The organism is Geothrix sp. (assembly GCF_049292215.1).
GTDB lineage: Bacteria > Acidobacteriota > Holophagae > Holophagales > Holophagaceae > Geothrix.
Genome location: NZ_JBATQW010000057.1, coordinates 99,087 through 115,284, shown reverse-complemented (window position 1 = coordinate 115,284; position 16,198 = coordinate 99,087). Strand labels below are relative to the sequence as shown.

Below are 16,198 nucleotides of genomic sequence, written 5' to 3'. Positions count from 1 at the left end.
CTCTCCGCCCAGCCCAGCGACACGACCCCAATCAACCCTGATTCCACACAAAGACCGGGCTAATCATGGGGGGAACGTCAGGCGGCCTAACGGATAAGGCGAACCGGACCCGCCTGCACCGAGGCGTTGAACGGAGCCGAAGTAGCGAGAAGCTGAGAGAGAACGGAAGACAATGCAGGCTGGGTCCGACTTGAGCGGAGGGTTAGGCGGATGGCCAACAATCTATCTCAAGAGTTAGGTGTAACGAGAGGCTTTCTGTTGGCGGTTGTAATAATCCAACGACACGATGTATGGACTACCTGAAGGCTTGCCATCGCGATCAAGGCCCTGGAGTGTTAGCACGATTGGTTTGGATGAGACCATGCGGTCGATCGGTAATTCAACAAACACATGCTTGCGCCCATCAAGGTCTACGATGCGAGGCACCACACCAGATTCCTCTGCACTCACCGCCCAGGAGCCCCCTGGAAGGATTAGATCAATGGTTCTCTGGCCATTGATAATTCCAACCCGAGCTTCCATAGATTGTGTTGGTTGGCCGTTCAGGCGAACCTCTAGTTTGTGTGCCGTGCATGAAACTAGCGAAATCAGCAAAGTCAGAAGGGCAAGGAACCGCATGGAGGTCCTTTCTTTTGGGAGATAAATGACGAGGCCCATCGAATATACCTCTATATAAATCAGTTTTTCGGTGACGATCCAATCTTTCCTAAAAATAAATTGAGAGCATTTGCATAGGCTTCAGGGTCCTCAATTGGGGCCATATGTCCACAACCCTCCAGGATCTCCAACTTCGCTTTTGGAACCATAGCCTGAAGGAGAGTGGCCGTTTCTGGGCGGACTTCATCGAATTGCCCTACAACGAACAGAACTGGCATTTTTAACCTTGGGAGAACCGGAGTGATGTCGAAGGTTTTCAAAGTTCCAGTGACAGAGAATTCAGATGCTCCCCACATCAGGGTATAGATTTCATCGTTACCCTTGGATTCTCCGCAGGACGCTGGGAGAGATGGTCTGGGCTTGTGGTACATAAATCGGCTATAGAAGACTTCTGCAGCTTCTTGATACTCCTTCGATTCAGTTGTCCCAGCCTGCTCATGTCGCTTCAGCGTTGCTTGAGTGTCCTTGGGAAGCTGGGATAGGAGGATATTGGCGTCTTCAACCCACAGTTTAGAACTCAAGTATGGCCCTGCGAAAATCACGGACTCAACACCTTTGGGTTTCCCCATGGATAGGTAGGCTGCCACTACTGCTGCACCCCAGGAATGCCCCATCAGATTGATTCTGTCCAGCTTGAGGGCCGCTCGAAATTGTCCCAATTCTCTGACAAATCGTTCAACCTTCCACAGTGATGTGTCGATTGGTCGGCCCGACCGCCCAGTGCCAAGTTGGTCATAAACAATCACAGGGCGGTCTTTCCCGAGAATTACCGCAAGGTTCTCGTAATAACAAGACCGACTCCCTGGTCCCCCATGTACGATGAGAATTGGAATTCCTTTTCCTGATCCGAAGATGCGGTACCAGATTGGCCCACCTTCCACTTGCACAAAGCCTTCCCTAGGGACCAAACCGGCTTTCGCATTGCTTAGGCTATTACTTCCTGCAATTAGTGCGGATAAAAGTAGCAACCGATGGAATAAGAGGTTCATCTAAACCGTCCTTGTTAATGCCCTACCCTGGGAACCAAGCGGCCACGCCTGCACCGATACGATGAGCAAAGCCGAGATAGCAAGATATTGAGACGGAACAGGTAGAACCGGCCTAGCTACTGATAGACCTCTGCGGTGCTGTAGTTACCGCTACTTGGTCCATCGCCTCCACCCGCGAGCAGGACCTTGCCGTTTGGAAGCAAGGTGATGGAGCCACTTACTCGAACTGCTCCCGGTGGTCCCGTGGGCGAGAAGGTCCCAGTAGAAGGGTTAAAGAGTTCCGCGCTTGCGAGGCCAAAGCCATTGGTGATGAGGACCTTCCCTGTCGGAAGCAAGATCGCATTGTGTTCCTGCCTTGCCGTGCCCATGTCTGAGGTAGCTGTGAAGACCCCTGTGATTGGATCGTAGATCTCGGCACTAGCAACTCCGGCAGGGAACGGCCCTCCTGGAATCAAGCCTCCTGCCACCAACACCTTGCCATTGGGGAGCAAGGTCGCTGAGTGGTAGTAGCGGGCTGTTCCCATTGAGCCTGTGGAGGTCCATGTGGATGTAACGGGGTCGAAGAGTTCTGCTTGGGTGGTGACACCATTCGACGAGTCAATGCCACCGGCCAAGAGCACCTTGCCATTCGGCAGCAGTGTGGTTGTGAACCATTCCCGCCGTGCTGTGATTGGTCCGTTCGTTTCGGTGAACAATCCAGTGGATGAATCGTATAGTTCGGCACTCTGCCAGGCGCCAGAGCCACCATCATCACCGCATACCAGGAGTGCCTTCCCGTTCGGAAGAAGGGTGGCGGTGTGACGAATCCTCATATTCTTGATGGGGCCAGTTGAACTGAAGGTCCCAGTGACCGGGTCGTAGAGTTCAGAGGTTGCAAGGAACCCTGTGAGTCCTTGTCCCGCAGAGATAAGCACCTTCCCGTTAGGGAGCAGGGTGGCGGTGTGCTGCTCCCTTGGTGACCCCAGGGGACCAGTCGGAGTGAATGTCCCAGTGTTCGGTTCATATAGTTCAGCGCTAGCGATGGGGACCGCACCTACAATCCCCCCGGCGACAAGAATCTTGCCGTTCGGTAACCGAGTAGCGGTGTGATTTCGCCGACCACTGCTCATCGAACCAGTGGCTGTGAACACTCCTGGGGAGGGGTCATTCGGGTCATATAGCTCTGCACTAATGGGATTGTTGGCACCGCCAATGATAAGGACCTTCCCATCCGGCAGCACCGTTGCCGTGCTTGGTGCCCTGGCCATTCCCATGGAAACAGTGGGTGTGAATGTCCCAGAACTCGGGTCGTATAACTCAACGGTGGCAGTGTGAACACCGCCGCTTCCACCCGCCATCAGGACTCGCCCATTCGCTAGAAGCGTTGCTGTTTGGAGGTATCTAGCCAACCCCATAGACCCAGTGGCAGTGAACGAACCAGTGGTGTAGTCGAACAGTTCTGCGCTTGCAAGCAGGACGCCGCTGAATCCGCCATTATTGAATCCCGCGGTGATAAGGACCTTGCCGTTCGGGAGAAGCGTTGATGAATGCCACTCCCGGGCTGTCCCCATAGATCCGATCGGAGTGAAGCTTCCTGTGGAGGGATCGTATAGTTCGGCAGAGGCAAGACTAGGAAGGCTGCCGGAGACTGCACCACCACAGACAAGTACCTTGCCGTTTGGCAACAGGGTAGCCGTGTGATTGAACCGTGCTTCGCCTAAACTCCCGGTGCTTGTGAATGTCCCTGAGGCAGGGTCATAGACCTCAGCGGTGGAAAGACTCCCGACAGTATTGCCTCCACCAGCGATCAAAACCTGCCCGTTGCTTAACGGAGTAACCGTAAAATCGATTCTGGCCGCAACCATGAGACCTGTGTCACTAAAGGTTCCTGTCACGGGGTCGTAGAGTTCTGCACTTCTAGTTGCGAATCCATTACTGGCTCCTCCCACGAGGAGGACCTTGCCGTTCGGCAAGAGGATCGCTTGATGGGAGTGCCTAGCCACAGACATAGATCCAGTGGCAGTGAAGGTCCCCGTGGATGGGTCAAATACCTCTGCACTCTTATCGTCGACACCATCCCCACCAGTGACCAAGACCTTGCCATTAGGCAGCCTTGTTGCGGTATTCCAGGTTCTACCCCTATTCAGAGATCCAGTGACGACAAAGGAACCCTGGGTGACCGTGAGCGTCACCTCATTGCTTGCAACTTGGTTGCTGTAGGTGTCGGATACCACCACGCTGTAGGTCGAGCCACTGTCCGCCAGGATCAATGCCGGTGTTGTGTAACTGGACGAGGTTGCACTTCCGATATCGATCCCATTCTTCTTCCATTGGTAGCTCAGATAACCAGTGCCCGAAGCCGTGACATTGAAGGTCGCGGTGGCGCCGACTGCGACCGTGATGTTCGTTGGTTGGGCCGTGATGGTGAGTGAAGGCGCTTGCACCACTATGTTGGATTGGCTTCCCGTGATAGCCCCTGAGACAGTGTCTGTGACAGTGATGGACTGCGTCCCTGCCGTCTTCAATGTGCAATTGACACTCTTGATCCCACTGTCGCTAGCAGAGAAGAAGTAGTCACCTGGCAGTAGGGCAGTCGGGTCACTGCTGGTGAAGTGGACTGTTCCCGAATAGCCCGTGGCGGTGTAGTTTGCAGCATCCAGGGCAGTGATGGTCACGGGGTGGGCGACACCAGGCAGGGCTGGACTGGGGTAGCCAGTGACACTGAAGTGAGTGGCAGCTCCCGGATTGACCGTGATGGTCAGCGAGGCGGTGGTGAATCCCCCCGAGTTGGTGGCAGTTACCGTGTAGGCGGCTGAGGCTGCAACGACGGTAGGCGTTCCGGAGATGACACCGGTGGTGGTGCTGAAGGCCAGGCCAGCTGGCAAGGTCGGGGTTACGGAATAGGACACGACGACCCCGCCTGAACTTGAGGGGGTGTTCGCGGCTATGGCGCTTCCTCTTGTATAGGTGGCCGGGTTGCTGGCGTAAGTCAGATTGCTGGGCACCATGTCATTGACCGTGATGCTCAACAAGGCCGTGGTAATACCACCCGAGTTAGTTGCCGTGACGGTGTAGGTTGCAGTCCCAACGATGGCAGTAGGAGTCCCACTGATGACTCCTGTGGATGCGTTAATGCCCAGGCCGGTGGGCAATGCAGGAGCAATGCTGTAGGAGACAACCGCACCCCCGCCGCTGGTCGGGTTGTTTGCCGTGATCGCTAAGCCCTTGGTGTAGACCGAGGTGCTAGTGGTGTAGGTCAGCCCAGTCGGGGCTACATCATTGACCGTGAGGCCAAGGTTGCAACTGGTAGTGCCCCCCGCATTGGTTCCCGTGACCACATAGACGGAATGTGCAGAGATGGCAGTTGGAGTGCCTGTGATAGCTCCAGTGGCGGCATTCAGGTTCAGCCCCGTAGGTAGAGCCGGGGACACGCCATAGGTAGTGATTGCACCGCCGGAGTTCGACGGTGTGTTCGTCGCAATGGCTGCGCCCTTGGTATAGACGGCAGGGTTCGTACTGTAGATCAGCGCGGTTGGTGCCTGGACCACCGGTGGAGGCGTCGATCCCCCGCCCCCGCCACAGCCCAGCACCAGGAGAAGTGCTGCTGCCAGAGAAAGGCCTAACCACTTGGTTGATCGCATGGGACCCTCTGCTTTTAGTGGATAGAATGGTCGACTTTTTACTCGGTGATCACGGTCACACAGGGAGATTTGGCCCGAGAAGTTACACCCAGACTGGCGATTGCATCTTTCACCGGTTGGTCGATCGGTTCGAATAGTGACCGCCCCGGCATAGAGGGGTGGATGCGTGCGACCCGGAGGGGGAGGGCCATGGACCCAGGTGGAGGGGCCTTAAAACCAAAAGGGGGCGTGGTCAACGGAGTTCGAATCCCGCCGATTGCTGGGATGCCGAGGACGATTGTTTAACCTAGACCTAGCTCACACCCGGTTGAATCTTGAATGGCTGCAAGTTCCCGTAGGTCATGGACCTCCAAAGCCATTCTGCTGGGCCGAATCTAAAGCGGGCCAGCCACAAGTGGCTGCAAACGATCTGGAATCCATAGAGTGCGATCCCGCCAAGGATATAGGCCGAAGGCGTCACCTTGGTCCAGTAGCCGAGTCCGTAGCCATTGAAGAACCAGGTACACACCAAGGACTGTAGTAGGTAATTCGTCAAGGCCATCCGCCCCAGAGGGGCTAGCAGGGATAGAGTTCGAGTCCACCAATCCTTTTGGAGAAGCATTAGGATGCCCATGAAATACCCCAGGGCCAGCATGGCCATCCCTGAAGAAAACACTCCTCTAAGAATTCTCATTCGCCATCCCGTATGCCAGATCTTGGGGATCTGCTCCAACCAGGCACTGGGGACAATTGCCAGTGCCAGCCCAACCCAGAAGACCGAATGAAATATCCGACGGATCGTTTGAATTCGTGCTGAGTGATCCTTTAGGATGCCGCTTCTCCATAGAGCGAGCCCAATAAGAAAGAGCGGCAGACATTGGATCGCACTTATCAATTGGATGGCCCGTCCGAGGTGGTTCCATTCCCAAAACCGCCAGCGCGTAGCTTCGATCCAAGTGCCATGTCCATAGGCTTGATTGGCTGACTGGAGAAGCCAGGAACCCTGTTTGAACCAATGAGAAAAAACCAGCCCATCTGGTGCGTGAAGCAGTTGGAGGATCGAATGGAAATTGTAATTGAGCAGGAACGCCACTGACAAAGCGATAAGGATCGTTCTCACCTTGGCTCGGAGCAGAGGCAATAGGACCAACGCAACCACGGCATAGACAAACAGAATGTCCCCAACCCAGATCAAGGTTCCGTGGACAACGCCTATCAGAGCCAAGGCTCCTAGTCGCCTCATCGCGAAGACGCCAAACCCATGGCCTCTCGCCAGCGCTCGCTCCATCTGAATGCAGAGGCCCACGCCGAAAAGCATGGAGAAGCAAAACATGGCCTTCCCCTCGATCAGGTGGTCCCGGATCCAAGTCAGGACACCCCCACTCCAACCAAGCGGATAGGTCACTCCCGCCCAGTCCTGGTAAATGTGCCCCGACAAAAAGATAAGGTTGATCTGGAGCACACCGAACAGCGCTAAGCCACGCACGATGTCCAGCCCAATGATCCGTTCACCAACTCCGGTGGGCACTACTTCCTTAGGGAGATCTGTCATGGGTCCATTCCTTATTTGGATTTCTCCGCCGAATTCTCACATGTAACTGCACACCGGACGAAGGCTTGTGCCGTATGTCACCCGATGTCCAATCCCGCGCCCCATGCTTACCCAATGCTCCATCCATTTCAGACCGACACTTTCGATCCAGGCGATCCAGAACTACACAAGCGTGTCAGGGCTGGGCAACCGGCCCACGTGGGCTTCCACATCGGCTCTACGGCCTATCTGGTGGACGGGGAGCGGTGGATCTACTTCCACCAAACATACCCCTATCCCTGCCGCTACGAATTCGCATCGAAGTCCCAACGGACCTTGGCATACCCACTTCCCGAGTCCTTCGGTGAGGACCCGCACCTGGCTATGAATGTTTTTGTGAAGGCCTGGAACGCCGAGCGCCTGCGGCTCTGGGCGTTGGAGCCCCTTCCAGAGCCGGAACCTCCAGCCCCACCGCCCACAGCACCTATCGTGGCTGCCAGCCATTCACAGCCTCGAAGATTACCCAGGGGCCGTGCGGTCGGACTGGCAGGTGCCGTGCCTCTGCCAGGTCTAGAACCCTGGACCGAATATGGGCGTCTGAGGTGAACTGAAGGATCCGCATGGACTCAGGCTTGCTTTGGCACAGTCACCGGACCAGGCTCTTCCCCGCCACGGTGCTCATATACTCGGCCTCTGGCTCAGTCCCTACCCTACCCAGGTCGAGACGATCCGCATCCCAACAGCAGCCGATGGTGGGATCCGTGGTGGTGTCGCCGTCTGTGTGGTGGACGCATGCGTAACGGAGCTGTTCAAACTGCGCATCATTCAGGTGGGTGAGGTGGGTGCTCCTCATACTGCGAGCCAGTTCTGCACCACGGAGACCGTGGTCAGGGTCCCAGTCCTCGTTCTCCCGCCGGGAGTCATGGAATAGGGCAAACATGTGAACGACTTCAGGATCAGCCCCGTCGGTGGCCTTAGCGAGCTTCAGCCCTGTCCTGCTCACCCTGATCCAGTGGCGGGGGCCATGAAGCCCTTCGTTGGGAAGCTCGTAGCCAGCCAGGATCGTCCGAAGAAGGTCTTCCATGGCGACCAGGTTACCTTCGGTTGTTCTTGAAAGTTGCACGAGCCATAAGGGCTCCAGTTGACACTGTCGAGGGTCAGGCCAGATCGGCCAACTGCGCCTTGATAGCCCTCTTCCCCATTCCTCTGACTGCCGCTATGGCGGCCAGTTGGCCCTGCCGGGGCCGGGTCTTCCCGCTCTCCCAGTGGTAGACGGTCTGACCCGACACCCCTAGTAGGGTCCCCATGTCCCCAGCGGACAAACCCAGCTTCTGTCGCTGGGCGGCAAACCGCTTAGCGGAGAACCGGAACTTAGTGGCTGCCTCGCCTTCAACAGTAGGTGCCACCTTCCCTGGGACCTTCTTGGAGATTCGCGCCTGCTGCTTCTCCAGGGCGGCAACCTGCCGCTTCAGTCGCGCAATATCAGACCGGTACTGTGCTGACGCCTTCCTGAGCCCCTCTACCTCCTTGCGAACTTCCTTTCGGGCCAATCGGAGGATTTCGTCTTTGAGAACGGAGGCGATGTTCGGCAAGTTGGTTCTCCCAATCAGGGGACCGTCAGCTCATGACGCCCGGCTCTAATACTAAGCCACAAATATTGGGCAGTTTGGTGAGGTTGAAACCATAGGAGGTTTGGCTGACATACCACCTCCTATGGTCGAACCCGCAGAATCTGTTTGCCCATTTCAGTCTTCGGATTGCTGCTCCAGAATCAGAGCTCGAAGTGGGCTTTCGGAGAGACGCAGCATAGCCCCCTTGATCTTGTCGATGGCTGTAGACACGTCATTAAGTTTGAAACCATTGAGTTTTTTGCCAGTCCAGTAAGATTCATCTGCGGGATAAAGCTGATCCATTTCAAGCTTGAAACTGGGGTCTGTAGCCCCGAAGTGCTGGCAAAGGTCATACATGTTGGCTTCTTCCATTTGGGACAGGATCTCCATTGTCTCTTCGAAGAGATCGGCGAGGACTTTGGACAGAAGCTCAGAGTTGATCCTGGCTTCCTCATCGGACTCCTCCTCCTGACAGTAGGTCTCATAAGCATCTAAGTTGTCTTGGCTCCTTCGGTTGAATACCTCCATAACCATCTCGACCTTCTGGACTTGGGTAAGGCGGTTGAACTGCTGTTCGGTTAGGTCGTTCATCTGTGGCTCCAGTGAAGGGCTTACGGTCATCGGACTGCCTTCCCTGGGCTAATACTCAATTTGCTCAAACCTCGAGAATTTTTGTTCGGAACGTTCAAACGGGGTGACCCAACACCAACCTGGCGAGCCTTAGTCTCCGGACAAGGTTTGGTCGCGGGCGACCACAGTGAGACTGGTGTCCCTTGGACCGAGATCGAATCTTCTGGAAACGGGCAGCCGCTAGCGTTGCACCACAAACACCAGGTCGGCGGCTTCCGTCACCCTTAAATTAGGCCCGCCACTTTCCCGCCACTGCTCTGAAATCAGGGCAAATTATCAACACTTACAAGCCATGACGAGCATCGCCGAGCAATGAACCTCGGAAATGCAGATAAAGGGAAGCCCCTGACTCTACAGGGGCTTAAGTGGTGGTCCCGAGACGACTCGAACGTCCGACCCTCAGATTCGTAGTCTGATGCTCTATCCAGCTGAGCTACGGGACCGCATTGAAAGAATGATTCTACCGGATCGGCGCGGGCTGTCCATCCCAAAGGCTCAGGGGCTCGGTGGTGGAGGCCGGGCAGCGGCAGCCGGTGAGATCCGTGGCCAGGCGGTCCATGAGGGCCCGGGCTGTGGTCAGCTTGCCGCCGAGCACCAGGGTGAGGTTCGCGAAGCGGGCGTGCCGCTCGAGGACGGCCTCGCGGCTGAGGTGCGTGGTTTGGCCATCCGCCGCGACCAGGGGGCGCACGCCCAATTCCTCGGCGCGCACGGGCAGCTGGCGCCAGGGGATGGCCGGCAGGTTGGCCTCGAGGGCCTCGAACAGCTCGGCCCGCTCCGAGGCAGCGATGGGCACCCAGCCGTCGTGGACCTCCCGCTCGGTGGTCCCCACCTGCAGCAGGCCATCCCGGGGGATGACGAAGAGGATGCGCCCCTTGGGTCGGCGGAGGGCCCAGGGCCGCTCGCAGCCCGGGACTGAGTCAAACCAGAGGTGAATGCCCGAGGACAGGCGCAGGCGCTGCCGCGTCTCGCCGAACCACTGGCCCATGGCCCCATCCGTCCAGGGCCCCAGCGCCACCACCCAGCGCCGGGCAGTGAGGGTGCGGAGGGTGCCGTCGCGGCGGTCCCGGAGGCGCAGACTCTTCAGCTCGCCGCCAGTGTCCGAGAAGGTCTCGGGCTCGTGGAAATCCAGCCGGAAGGCCAGGCTGGAGGCCGCCAGGTCCCGGGTCAGCTCCCGGTCCCAGGTCATGAGGTCGGCGTAGGCCGTGGCGCCCTGGAAGGGCCCGCCCGACCCGCGGGGATCGGCTTCGAAGGTGGGCTGCGGTACCTTGCCCAGGGTCAAGTGCGGGGGCCAATGCGGCCGTACGGCGCCCCAGTGGTCGTAAAGGCCGATGCCGAACCGGTGGGCCAAGCCCTCCGCCCAGAACCGGTGGGGCATCCAGAAGGCCTCCCATCGGCAGCGGCGGGGTGCGAGGCGGGCCCAGGTGGCACGCTCGGCCAGGCCCTCCCGCATCTGCGTGATGTCGCCCGTGAGCATGTAGCGGATGCCGCCATGCAGCAACTGGCTGGACCACTGGCTGGTGCCGCCGCCCACCTCGCCCTTGTCGATGAGGGCGCAGGCCACGCCCCGGAGGGTCAGCTCCCGCGCCAGGGCTGCGCCGTGGATCCCCGCGCCAAGGATGGCGACCTCGGTATTCAGCGTCTGGGGCAGTGTGCAGAGGCCTTCGGGTGGTGCGGGCCAGGCGGTCTCAAGCACGGGCGCCTCCTCGGCCCAGTGTGCCCGACCCTTGATCGGGGATCCAATCGCATGAACCATGAATGCTTCCACCCCGACCACCTGGAGCAGTCCAATGCAGCGTCATGCCTGGAAATCCATCATCAACCTGACCGTGATCGTCGGCGCCCTCGGCTACTTCGTGGACATCTTCGATCTCATCCTCTTTCCCATTGTCCGCACGGCCAGCCTGACGGACCTGGGCGTGGCCCCAGAGCAGATCCTTCCCACCTTCGTCTACCTGTTCAACTTCCAGATGATCGGCATGCTCGTGGGTGGCGTGCTCTGGGGTGTCATGGGCGACAAGAAGGGCCGCATGTCGGTGCTCTTCGGCAGTATCACCCTCTACTCGCTGGCGAACATCGCCAACGCGTTTGTGACCACCATCCCCGCCTACGCGGCCATGCGCTTCCTCGCAGGCCTGGGGCTGTCAGGTGAGCTCGGGGCAGCCATCACTCTGGTGAGCGAGGTGCTGCCCAAGGAAGTGCGCGGCTACGGCACAGCGGTGGTGGCGAGCCTGGGCATCACCGGGGCCCTGGTGGCCGATCTGGTGGGCAATAAGCTCGGCTGGCGGGGGGCCTTCATCACGGGTGGGGTGATGGGCCTGATGCTCCTAGTCCTGCGCATCAAGGTGACGGACTCGGGCATGTTCAAGCAGCTGGCCCACCAGAACGTGATGAAGGGAAACTTCCTGATGCTCTTCACCAACCGCGCCCGGTTCATCCGCTACCTCCGCGCCATCCTCATCGGGGTCCCCATCTGGTACGTGGTGGCCATCTTGGTGGCCTCGTCGCCCGAGCTTTCGAAGAGCCTGGGTGTGGTGGGCGCCGTGAACCCCGGCCACGCCATCGCCGCCTGCTACCTGGGCCTGGCCATCGGCGACCTGGGCTCGGGCTTCATCAGCCAGTGGATCGCCAGCCGGAAGAAGACCGTCCTGCTCTTTCAGGGCCTCACCCTGGCGACCGTGCTGATCACGCTCTCCAGCCGCGGCGTCTCGGCGCAGATCTACTACCTGCTGTGCGTGGCGCTCGGATTCTCCGCGGGCTACTGGGCCGTGTTCGTCACCATCGCCAGCGAGCAGTTCGGCACCAACATGCGGGCCACCGTCACGGTCACGGTGCCCAACTTCGTGCGGGGGGCGGTCGTCCCCATCACCACCAGCTTCCTGGCCCTCAAGGCCCACTGGGGCATCGTCAATTCGGCCCTGTTCATCGGCCTCTGCTGCCTGGCTCTCGCGGCCCTGAGCCTCTGGGGCATGGAGGAGACCCACGCGAAGGACCTGGACTTCCTGGAAGTGGACTGAGCCTTCCGCTCAGTAGCTGGCGTCTGCCCCGCCGTCGATCGGAATCACGGCCCCCGTTGTCCAGGCGCTCTCATCGCTCAGGAGGTGGGCGGCCAAGGCGGCGACTTCCTGTGATGTACCAAGTCGCTTTAGTGGATTGACGCCTGAGAGCTTCGCCAGATCCCCCATGGGATCGGCGCTCGCAGTTAGGCGTGCCTCCACCATCGGTGTGTGGACGGGGCCCGGGGCAATGGCGTTGCAGCGGACCCTCCGGGGGGCCCACTCCAGGGCCAGGACCTTTGCCAGCATGTGGACGCCGGCCTTGGCCACACTGTAGGCCGCACTCTCGGGGATGGCCCGGAGGCCGATGTTGGAACCCACGAGTACGACGCTGGCCCCTTCCCTGAGTCTCGGCCCCAGGTAATGGGCCATCAGCCAGGTCCCCTTCAGGTTGGCGGCCAGCACGGCGTCGAAATCAGGTGTGGACGTGCCCTCCACGGAGCCGGTCTTCAGCGCACCGGCCGCGAGGAACATGCCATCCAGGGCCCCGCAGGTCCCGGCGAAGGCGGCCACGGCCGCATCCACGGTGTGATCCAGCACCACGTGCTCCGCGTCCGGGAGTGATTCCCTGAGCGCAGCCAGCTGACGCCCGACCAGCACCAGTTCCGCCCCGCGATCCCGGAACATCCGGACTGCGGCCCGCCCGATGCCGCTTCCGGCGCCCGTGACCAGGATCCGCTTGCCCACCAGTGAGGTCACGGCACGATTCCGGGTGCAGGCCCCGCCTGATTGCCGTTGGCATGATGGACATGCCGGGCCATGCGCCGGTCCTCCTCGTTGATGTGACGAAGCAGCCAGTCGGTCAGGAAGTCGATCACCTCTTCGGTCAGGCTGGCCGGGTTGCCCCTGGCCACCTCCACCAACTGACCCACCCGGGTGCGCATGTGGTCATGGATCGCCTTGTGGCCTGCGAAACCGGGGTAGCCCGCGCCCTGCATCAGGCCCTCCTCCATGGAGAAGTGGGTCTCCACGTAGTCGGCCAGAAACTGGAGCAGGGACGGAATCCGTTCATCCGGGTGGTTCTCGTGGATCGCGACCAGTAGCGCCTCGAACTGGGCCAGCAACGACTGGTGCTGCTGGTCGATGAGCGCGTTGCCCGTCTCCCACGCCGGATTCCAGATCACCATGCTCATCGGACCACTCCCAGGGCGATGCCCAACGGCCCCAGTTTAGGCCGTCGGATTGGAATCCCGCGGGAATTCCCCGTGACTCCGGGTCCACCGCCCCCGCAGGACATCCGGGACCACCACGCCTCCGCTCACGGCCCAGGTCAGGGCCTGGTCGGCATTGAGATCCACGGGCCGCACCCTGGATGCCTCAAGCATGATCACGTAGCCGGACGTGGGATTGGGCGAGGTCGGCACGTAGACCGCGAGCATGCCCTCCCCTCCCTCGACCGCCCAGGAGCAATCCCTGCTGGCTACGAAACCCAAGGTGAACGAACCGGGGTGAGGCCACTCCACCAGGACCACATCCTTGAAGGAGCCACCCTGACCTGACTGGATGGCGCCCATGAGCTGCCGGGTCGCGCCGTAGATGGATTTCACGACCGGCACGTGGAGCATCAGCTCGTCGAGCCAGGACAGCACCTGCCGCCCGATGAAGTTGCCCACCAGAGCTCCCACCAGGAGGAGCAGGAGGATCGTGGCCAGGGCCGAGAACAGGGCCAGCCCCCAGGTGGGTGGATCCGGAACGTGGATCTGGTGGGCCAGCCAGGTCAGGGGGCCGCGGAAGATGTCCACGAGAGCCGTAAAGATCGCCTTGAGGATCCAGAGCGTCACCACCAAAGGCAGCAGGGTAAACAGACCGGCGAGGAGGTACTTGCGGATCATTCGGAATCCTTTGGTCCAGTCAGGTGGCTGTTCTCGGCCATGATGCGCGGCCCCACCACCTTCCAGAAACCCTGGAAATAGGTGATCGCACTCCAGATCGCCAGGATGACAGCCCCCCACAAGAGCAGGACGCCCATGCCCCAGAAGAAGCTGTAGGGACGGTTCAGCTGGATGAAGAAGTGGAATATCTCACGCTGGGTCCAGTCGTAGAGCCAGTAGTCGAGCCGCGGGCCGAGGATCAGGCAGGAAATGGCCGCCACCTGGAAGCCCATTTTCCATTTGCCGATGGTGCCGGCCGGGATGGTGAGCCCCTCCTCGCTGGCGATACCGCGAAGCCCGGTGATGGCGAATTCCCGGGCCAGGATGATGAAGGTCATCCAGGCCGGCGCCAGGTTCAGCTCCACCAGGGAGATCAGGGCCCCGGCCACCAGCAGCTTGTCCGCCAGGGGATCCAGCAGCTTGCCGAGGGTCGTCACCTGCTTCCACCGGCGGGCCAGGTAGCCGTCCAGGGCATCCGTGATCGAGGCCACCCAGAATACCAACACCCCGATGACCTCATGGTTCGTCACTTTGGTCATGAGCACCACGACCAAGACGGGGACCATCAGGATCCTGGCGAGCGAAAGGATGTTCGGGAGGTTCATGGGGTTGGGATCGACTCCAGTTCCAGCCTACCGCCTTTTTACAGAACGGTTAGACCACCGCGGGCCAGAAGTCTCTGCCAGCCGCCATCCGGGACGAGGTCGAACCCGCCAGCTTCCTGGCCGACATGGGCGAGGCTCGCCGCAGAGACATGCACGGGGATGCCCCGGGTCCTCAGGCCCTCCAGGATGCCCACGGCACCTGGATCATCCAGCAGTTCCAGGGCCTGGTGGGCCAGGCAGATCCACGGCGTGCCCAGCTCGAGCTGCTCCAGCGTCTCCAGCAGCAAGCGCCGACCCAGGGCCCGATCCCCGGGGGCGAAGGCGGACCGGAGCAGCAGCACGGGCCGAACCGTCGGAGCAGCCGGCGATACCAGGGGCATCGGCCGGGAAGCCTGGGCCACCTGCAGCTCCCACAGCGGACCCTGTCGTATGGCTCGGACCACCCGTCCCTGCTTCTCGAGAAACCCCGTGACGTTCACCCGAAGGAGGTCATCCTCGCCCCGGATGCACATGGCTTCGCCGGGGTGGTCCGCCAGAAGGCCCCGCAGCTCGAGGAGAGCCTGGAAGACCGTGACATCAAGCAGCTCGAGGGTGAGGATATCCATGGGAGGTGGCCTTCTCGTGCCAGTTGAACACCTGAATCCGCTGGCGTTCAAGGCCTGGCTTCAATCCGAGGCCCTGTCCGCGGGCTTGGCGCGGGTCGGCTTCGCGGCCTGCGATGCGTTCGAGCCGGAGGAGGCGCGGCTCCAGGCCTGGTTCCAGGGGGGCCGTGGCACCCTCCTGCCTTACTTGGATCCGACAACCCTTTTGGATCCCAGGGTCCTCTGGCCACCGGCCCGCACCGCCCTGGTGGGCTTCTTCCCCTACGCCCGCCCCGATGCCATCCCGGGCTCCACCCCCGGCAGCCTCAAGCTGAGCCGCTACCTCTGGGGACCGGACTATCACATGCTCCTGAAGCCCCGGCTGACCCGGCTGCTGGAGGCGGCCCAGGCCCGCTGGCCCGGCCTTGAGGGACGCGTCTGCGTGGACACGGCCCCCTTGCTCGAGCGGCAGCTGGCCGCACGCGCGGGGCTCGGGTGGCAGGGGAAGCACACCCTTCTGATTGCCGGGAAGGATGGCTCCTGGGGCTTCCTCGGCGTGCTGCTGCTGTCGGTGGACCTGCCCCTGGATGAGCCGGTGGCCACCGAATTCTGCGGCACCTGCACCGCCTGCCTGGAAGCCTGCCCCTCCGGGGCCCTGGAACCCTTCCTGCTGGATCCGGCCCGCTGCCTCACGACCTACACCATCGAAACCGAAACCGAGCCCCCGGCCGATGTCGCCGCGGCCTTGGCAGACAGCCGCTGGGCTGCAGGCTGTGACGCCTGCCAGGAAGTCTGCCCCTGGAACCGGGCCCCGATCTGGGGCGACCCGGCCCTCTGGGGCGGTCCGAGCCCGCTCCACACCTGCCCGGCGGAGGATCTGCCCCGCGGGGCGGCCCAGTGGCGGAAGCTCACCCGCAGGACCGCCCTGAGACGGGTCCGGGACCGCCACTGGAGGAGCAACTTGTTACGGATTCTCGGTTCCTGACATTTTCATTGGAAGTGTTGGGCTTTTTTACCTATAAACAAACTTCCGGCCAAAGGTGGCCGCCTAGGATTGAGGAGCCCCTCGGAT

At 60.5% G+C, this 16,198-nt stretch carries 15 protein-coding genes and 1 tRNA gene; 2 read left to right on the top strand and 14 right to left on the bottom strand.

The window, feature by feature from the left end:
• Window positions 1–234: 234 nt before the first annotated feature.
• The 9 genes from WAS25_RS09695 to WAS25_RS09655 form a co-directional block, all read right to left on the bottom strand.
• A complete protein-coding gene (locus WAS25_RS09695) occupies window positions 235–618 on the bottom strand; it encodes a hypothetical protein (protein WP_422311493.1) in 384 nt (127 codons plus the stop codon).
• 59 nt (window positions 619–677) lie between these two features.
• Window positions 678–1,646: a proline iminopeptidase-family hydrolase gene (locus WAS25_RS09690; RefSeq protein WP_422311491.1), complete on the bottom strand. Its 969-nt coding sequence runs from the start codon at window positions 1,644–1,646 to the stop codon at window positions 678–680.
• Window positions 1,647–1,762: 116 nt separating this feature from the next.
• On the bottom strand, window positions 1,763–5,173 hold the full coding sequence (locus WAS25_RS09685; RefSeq protein WP_422311489.1) for a kelch repeat-containing protein: 3,411 nt from the start codon (window positions 5,171–5,173) through the stop codon (window positions 1,763–1,765).
• A 385-nt stretch (window positions 5,174–5,558) separates the two neighbouring features.
• On the bottom strand, window positions 5,559–6,797 hold the full coding sequence (locus WAS25_RS09680) for a DUF418 domain-containing protein (RefSeq protein WP_422311487.1): 1,239 nt from the start codon (window positions 6,795–6,797) through the stop codon (window positions 5,559–5,561).
• Between the two features lie 625 nt (window positions 6,798–7,422).
• The gene (locus WAS25_RS09675; RefSeq protein ID WP_422311485.1) at window positions 7,423–7,860 is read right to left on the bottom strand and encodes a hypothetical protein; all 438 of its coding nucleotides are present in this window, start codon (window positions 7,858–7,860) and stop codon (window positions 7,423–7,425) included.
• A gap of 73 nt (window positions 7,861–7,933) precedes the next feature.
• Complete coding sequence (locus WAS25_RS09670) at window positions 7,934–8,368, bottom strand: helix-turn-helix domain-containing protein (RefSeq protein WP_422311483.1); 435 nt, start codon at window positions 8,366–8,368, stop codon at window positions 7,934–7,936.
• 153 nt (window positions 8,369–8,521) lie between these two features.
• The gene (locus tag WAS25_RS09665) at window positions 8,522–8,977 is read right to left on the bottom strand and encodes a hypothetical protein (protein ID WP_422311481.1); all 456 of its coding nucleotides are present in this window, start codon (window positions 8,975–8,977) and stop codon (window positions 8,522–8,524) included.
• Between the two features lie 405 nt (window positions 8,978–9,382).
• A tRNA-Arg gene (locus WAS25_RS09660) sits at window positions 9,383–9,459 on the bottom strand.
• 17 nt (window positions 9,460–9,476) lie between these two features.
• On the bottom strand, window positions 9,477–10,709 hold the full coding sequence (locus tag WAS25_RS09655; RefSeq protein ID WP_422311479.1) for an FAD-dependent oxidoreductase: 1,233 nt from the start codon (window positions 10,707–10,709) through the stop codon (window positions 9,477–9,479).
• A gap of 94 nt (window positions 10,710–10,803) precedes the next feature.
• Here WAS25_RS09655 and WAS25_RS09650 point away from each other — a divergent pair, with 94 nt between their 5' ends.
• Window positions 10,804–12,030, top strand: a complete 1,227-nt coding sequence (locus WAS25_RS09650; RefSeq protein WP_422311477.1) for an MFS transporter — start codon at window positions 10,804–10,806, stop codon at window positions 12,028–12,030.
• 9 nt (window positions 12,031–12,039) lie between these two features.
• Here WAS25_RS09650 and WAS25_RS09645 read toward each other — a convergent pair whose 3' ends face one another.
• The 5 genes from WAS25_RS09645 to WAS25_RS09625 are packed head-to-tail and all read right to left on the bottom strand — an operon-like array spanning window position 12,040 to window position 15,150.
• Entirely contained in the window at window positions 12,040–12,768 is a 729-nt protein-coding gene (locus tag WAS25_RS09645; RefSeq protein WP_422311475.1) for an SDR family NAD(P)-dependent oxidoreductase, read from the bottom strand.
• On the bottom strand, window positions 12,765–13,202 hold the full coding sequence (locus WAS25_RS09640) for a bacteriohemerythrin (protein WP_422311473.1): 438 nt from the start codon (window positions 13,200–13,202) through the stop codon (window positions 12,765–12,767). Before WAS25_RS09640 ends, WAS25_RS09645 begins: the two co-directional genes overlap by 4 nt.
• Before the next feature lie 36 nt (window positions 13,203–13,238).
• Entirely contained in the window at window positions 13,239–13,901 is a 663-nt protein-coding gene (locus WAS25_RS09635) for a DUF502 domain-containing protein (protein ID WP_422311471.1), read from the bottom strand.
• Window positions 13,898–14,545 carry a CDP-diacylglycerol--glycerol-3-phosphate 3-phosphatidyltransferase gene (gene pgsA, locus WAS25_RS09630; RefSeq protein ID WP_422311469.1) on the bottom strand — a complete coding sequence of 216 codons (648 nt, stop codon included), beginning with the start codon at window positions 14,543–14,545 and terminating at the stop codon, window positions 13,898–13,900. Before pgsA ends, WAS25_RS09635 begins: the two co-directional genes overlap by 4 nt.
• A 38-nt stretch (window positions 14,546–14,583) precedes the next feature.
• Entirely contained in the window at window positions 14,584–15,150 is a 567-nt protein-coding gene (locus WAS25_RS09625; RefSeq protein ID WP_422311467.1) for a hypothetical protein, read from the bottom strand.
• Window positions 15,151–15,166: 16 nt separating this feature from the next.
• On the opposite strand from WAS25_RS09625, the gene queG reads away from it, so the two are divergent.
• Window positions 15,167–16,111: a tRNA epoxyqueuosine(34) reductase QueG gene (gene queG / locus WAS25_RS09620; protein WP_422311465.1), complete on the top strand. Its 945-nt coding sequence runs from the start codon at window positions 15,167–15,169 to the stop codon at window positions 16,109–16,111.
• Window positions 16,112–16,198 lie beyond the last annotated feature (87 nt).

Bases quoted from the DNA above. Each gene is read 5' to 3' on its own strand.
- WAS25_RS09695 (WP_422311493.1), bottom strand. From the start codon at position 618: ATGCGGTTCCTTGCCCTTCTGACTTTGCTGATTTCGCTAGTTTCATGC.
- WAS25_RS09690 (WP_422311491.1), bottom strand. From the start codon at position 1,646: ATGAACCTCTTATTCCATCGGTTGCTACTTTTATCCGCACTAATTGCA.
- WAS25_RS09680 (WP_422311487.1), bottom strand. From the start codon at position 6,797: ATGACAGATCTCCCTAAGGAAGTAGTGCCCACCGGAGTTGGTGAACGG.
- WAS25_RS09675 (WP_422311485.1), bottom strand. From the start codon at position 7,860: ATGGAAGACCTTCTTCGGACGATCCTGGCTGGCTACGAGCTTCCCAAC.
- WAS25_RS09665 (WP_422311481.1), bottom strand. From the start codon at position 8,977: ATGAACGACCTAACCGAACAGCAGTTCAACCGCCTTACCCAAGTCCAG.
- WAS25_RS09650 (WP_422311477.1), top strand. From the start codon at position 10,804: ATGCAGCGTCATGCCTGGAAATCCATCATCAACCTGACCGTGATCGTC.
- WAS25_RS09640 (WP_422311473.1), bottom strand. From the start codon at position 13,202: ATGAGCATGGTGATCTGGAATCCGGCGTGGGAGACGGGCAACGCGCTC.
- WAS25_RS09635 (WP_422311471.1), bottom strand. From the start codon at position 13,901: ATGATCCGCAAGTACCTCCTCGCCGGTCTGTTTACCCTGCTGCCTTTG.
- pgsA (WP_422311469.1), bottom strand. From the start codon at position 14,545: ATGAACCTCCCGAACATCCTTTCGCTCGCCAGGATCCTGATGGTCCCC.
- WAS25_RS09625 (WP_422311467.1), bottom strand. From the start codon at position 15,150: ATGGATATCCTCACCCTCGAGCTGCTTGATGTCACGGTCTTCCAGGCT.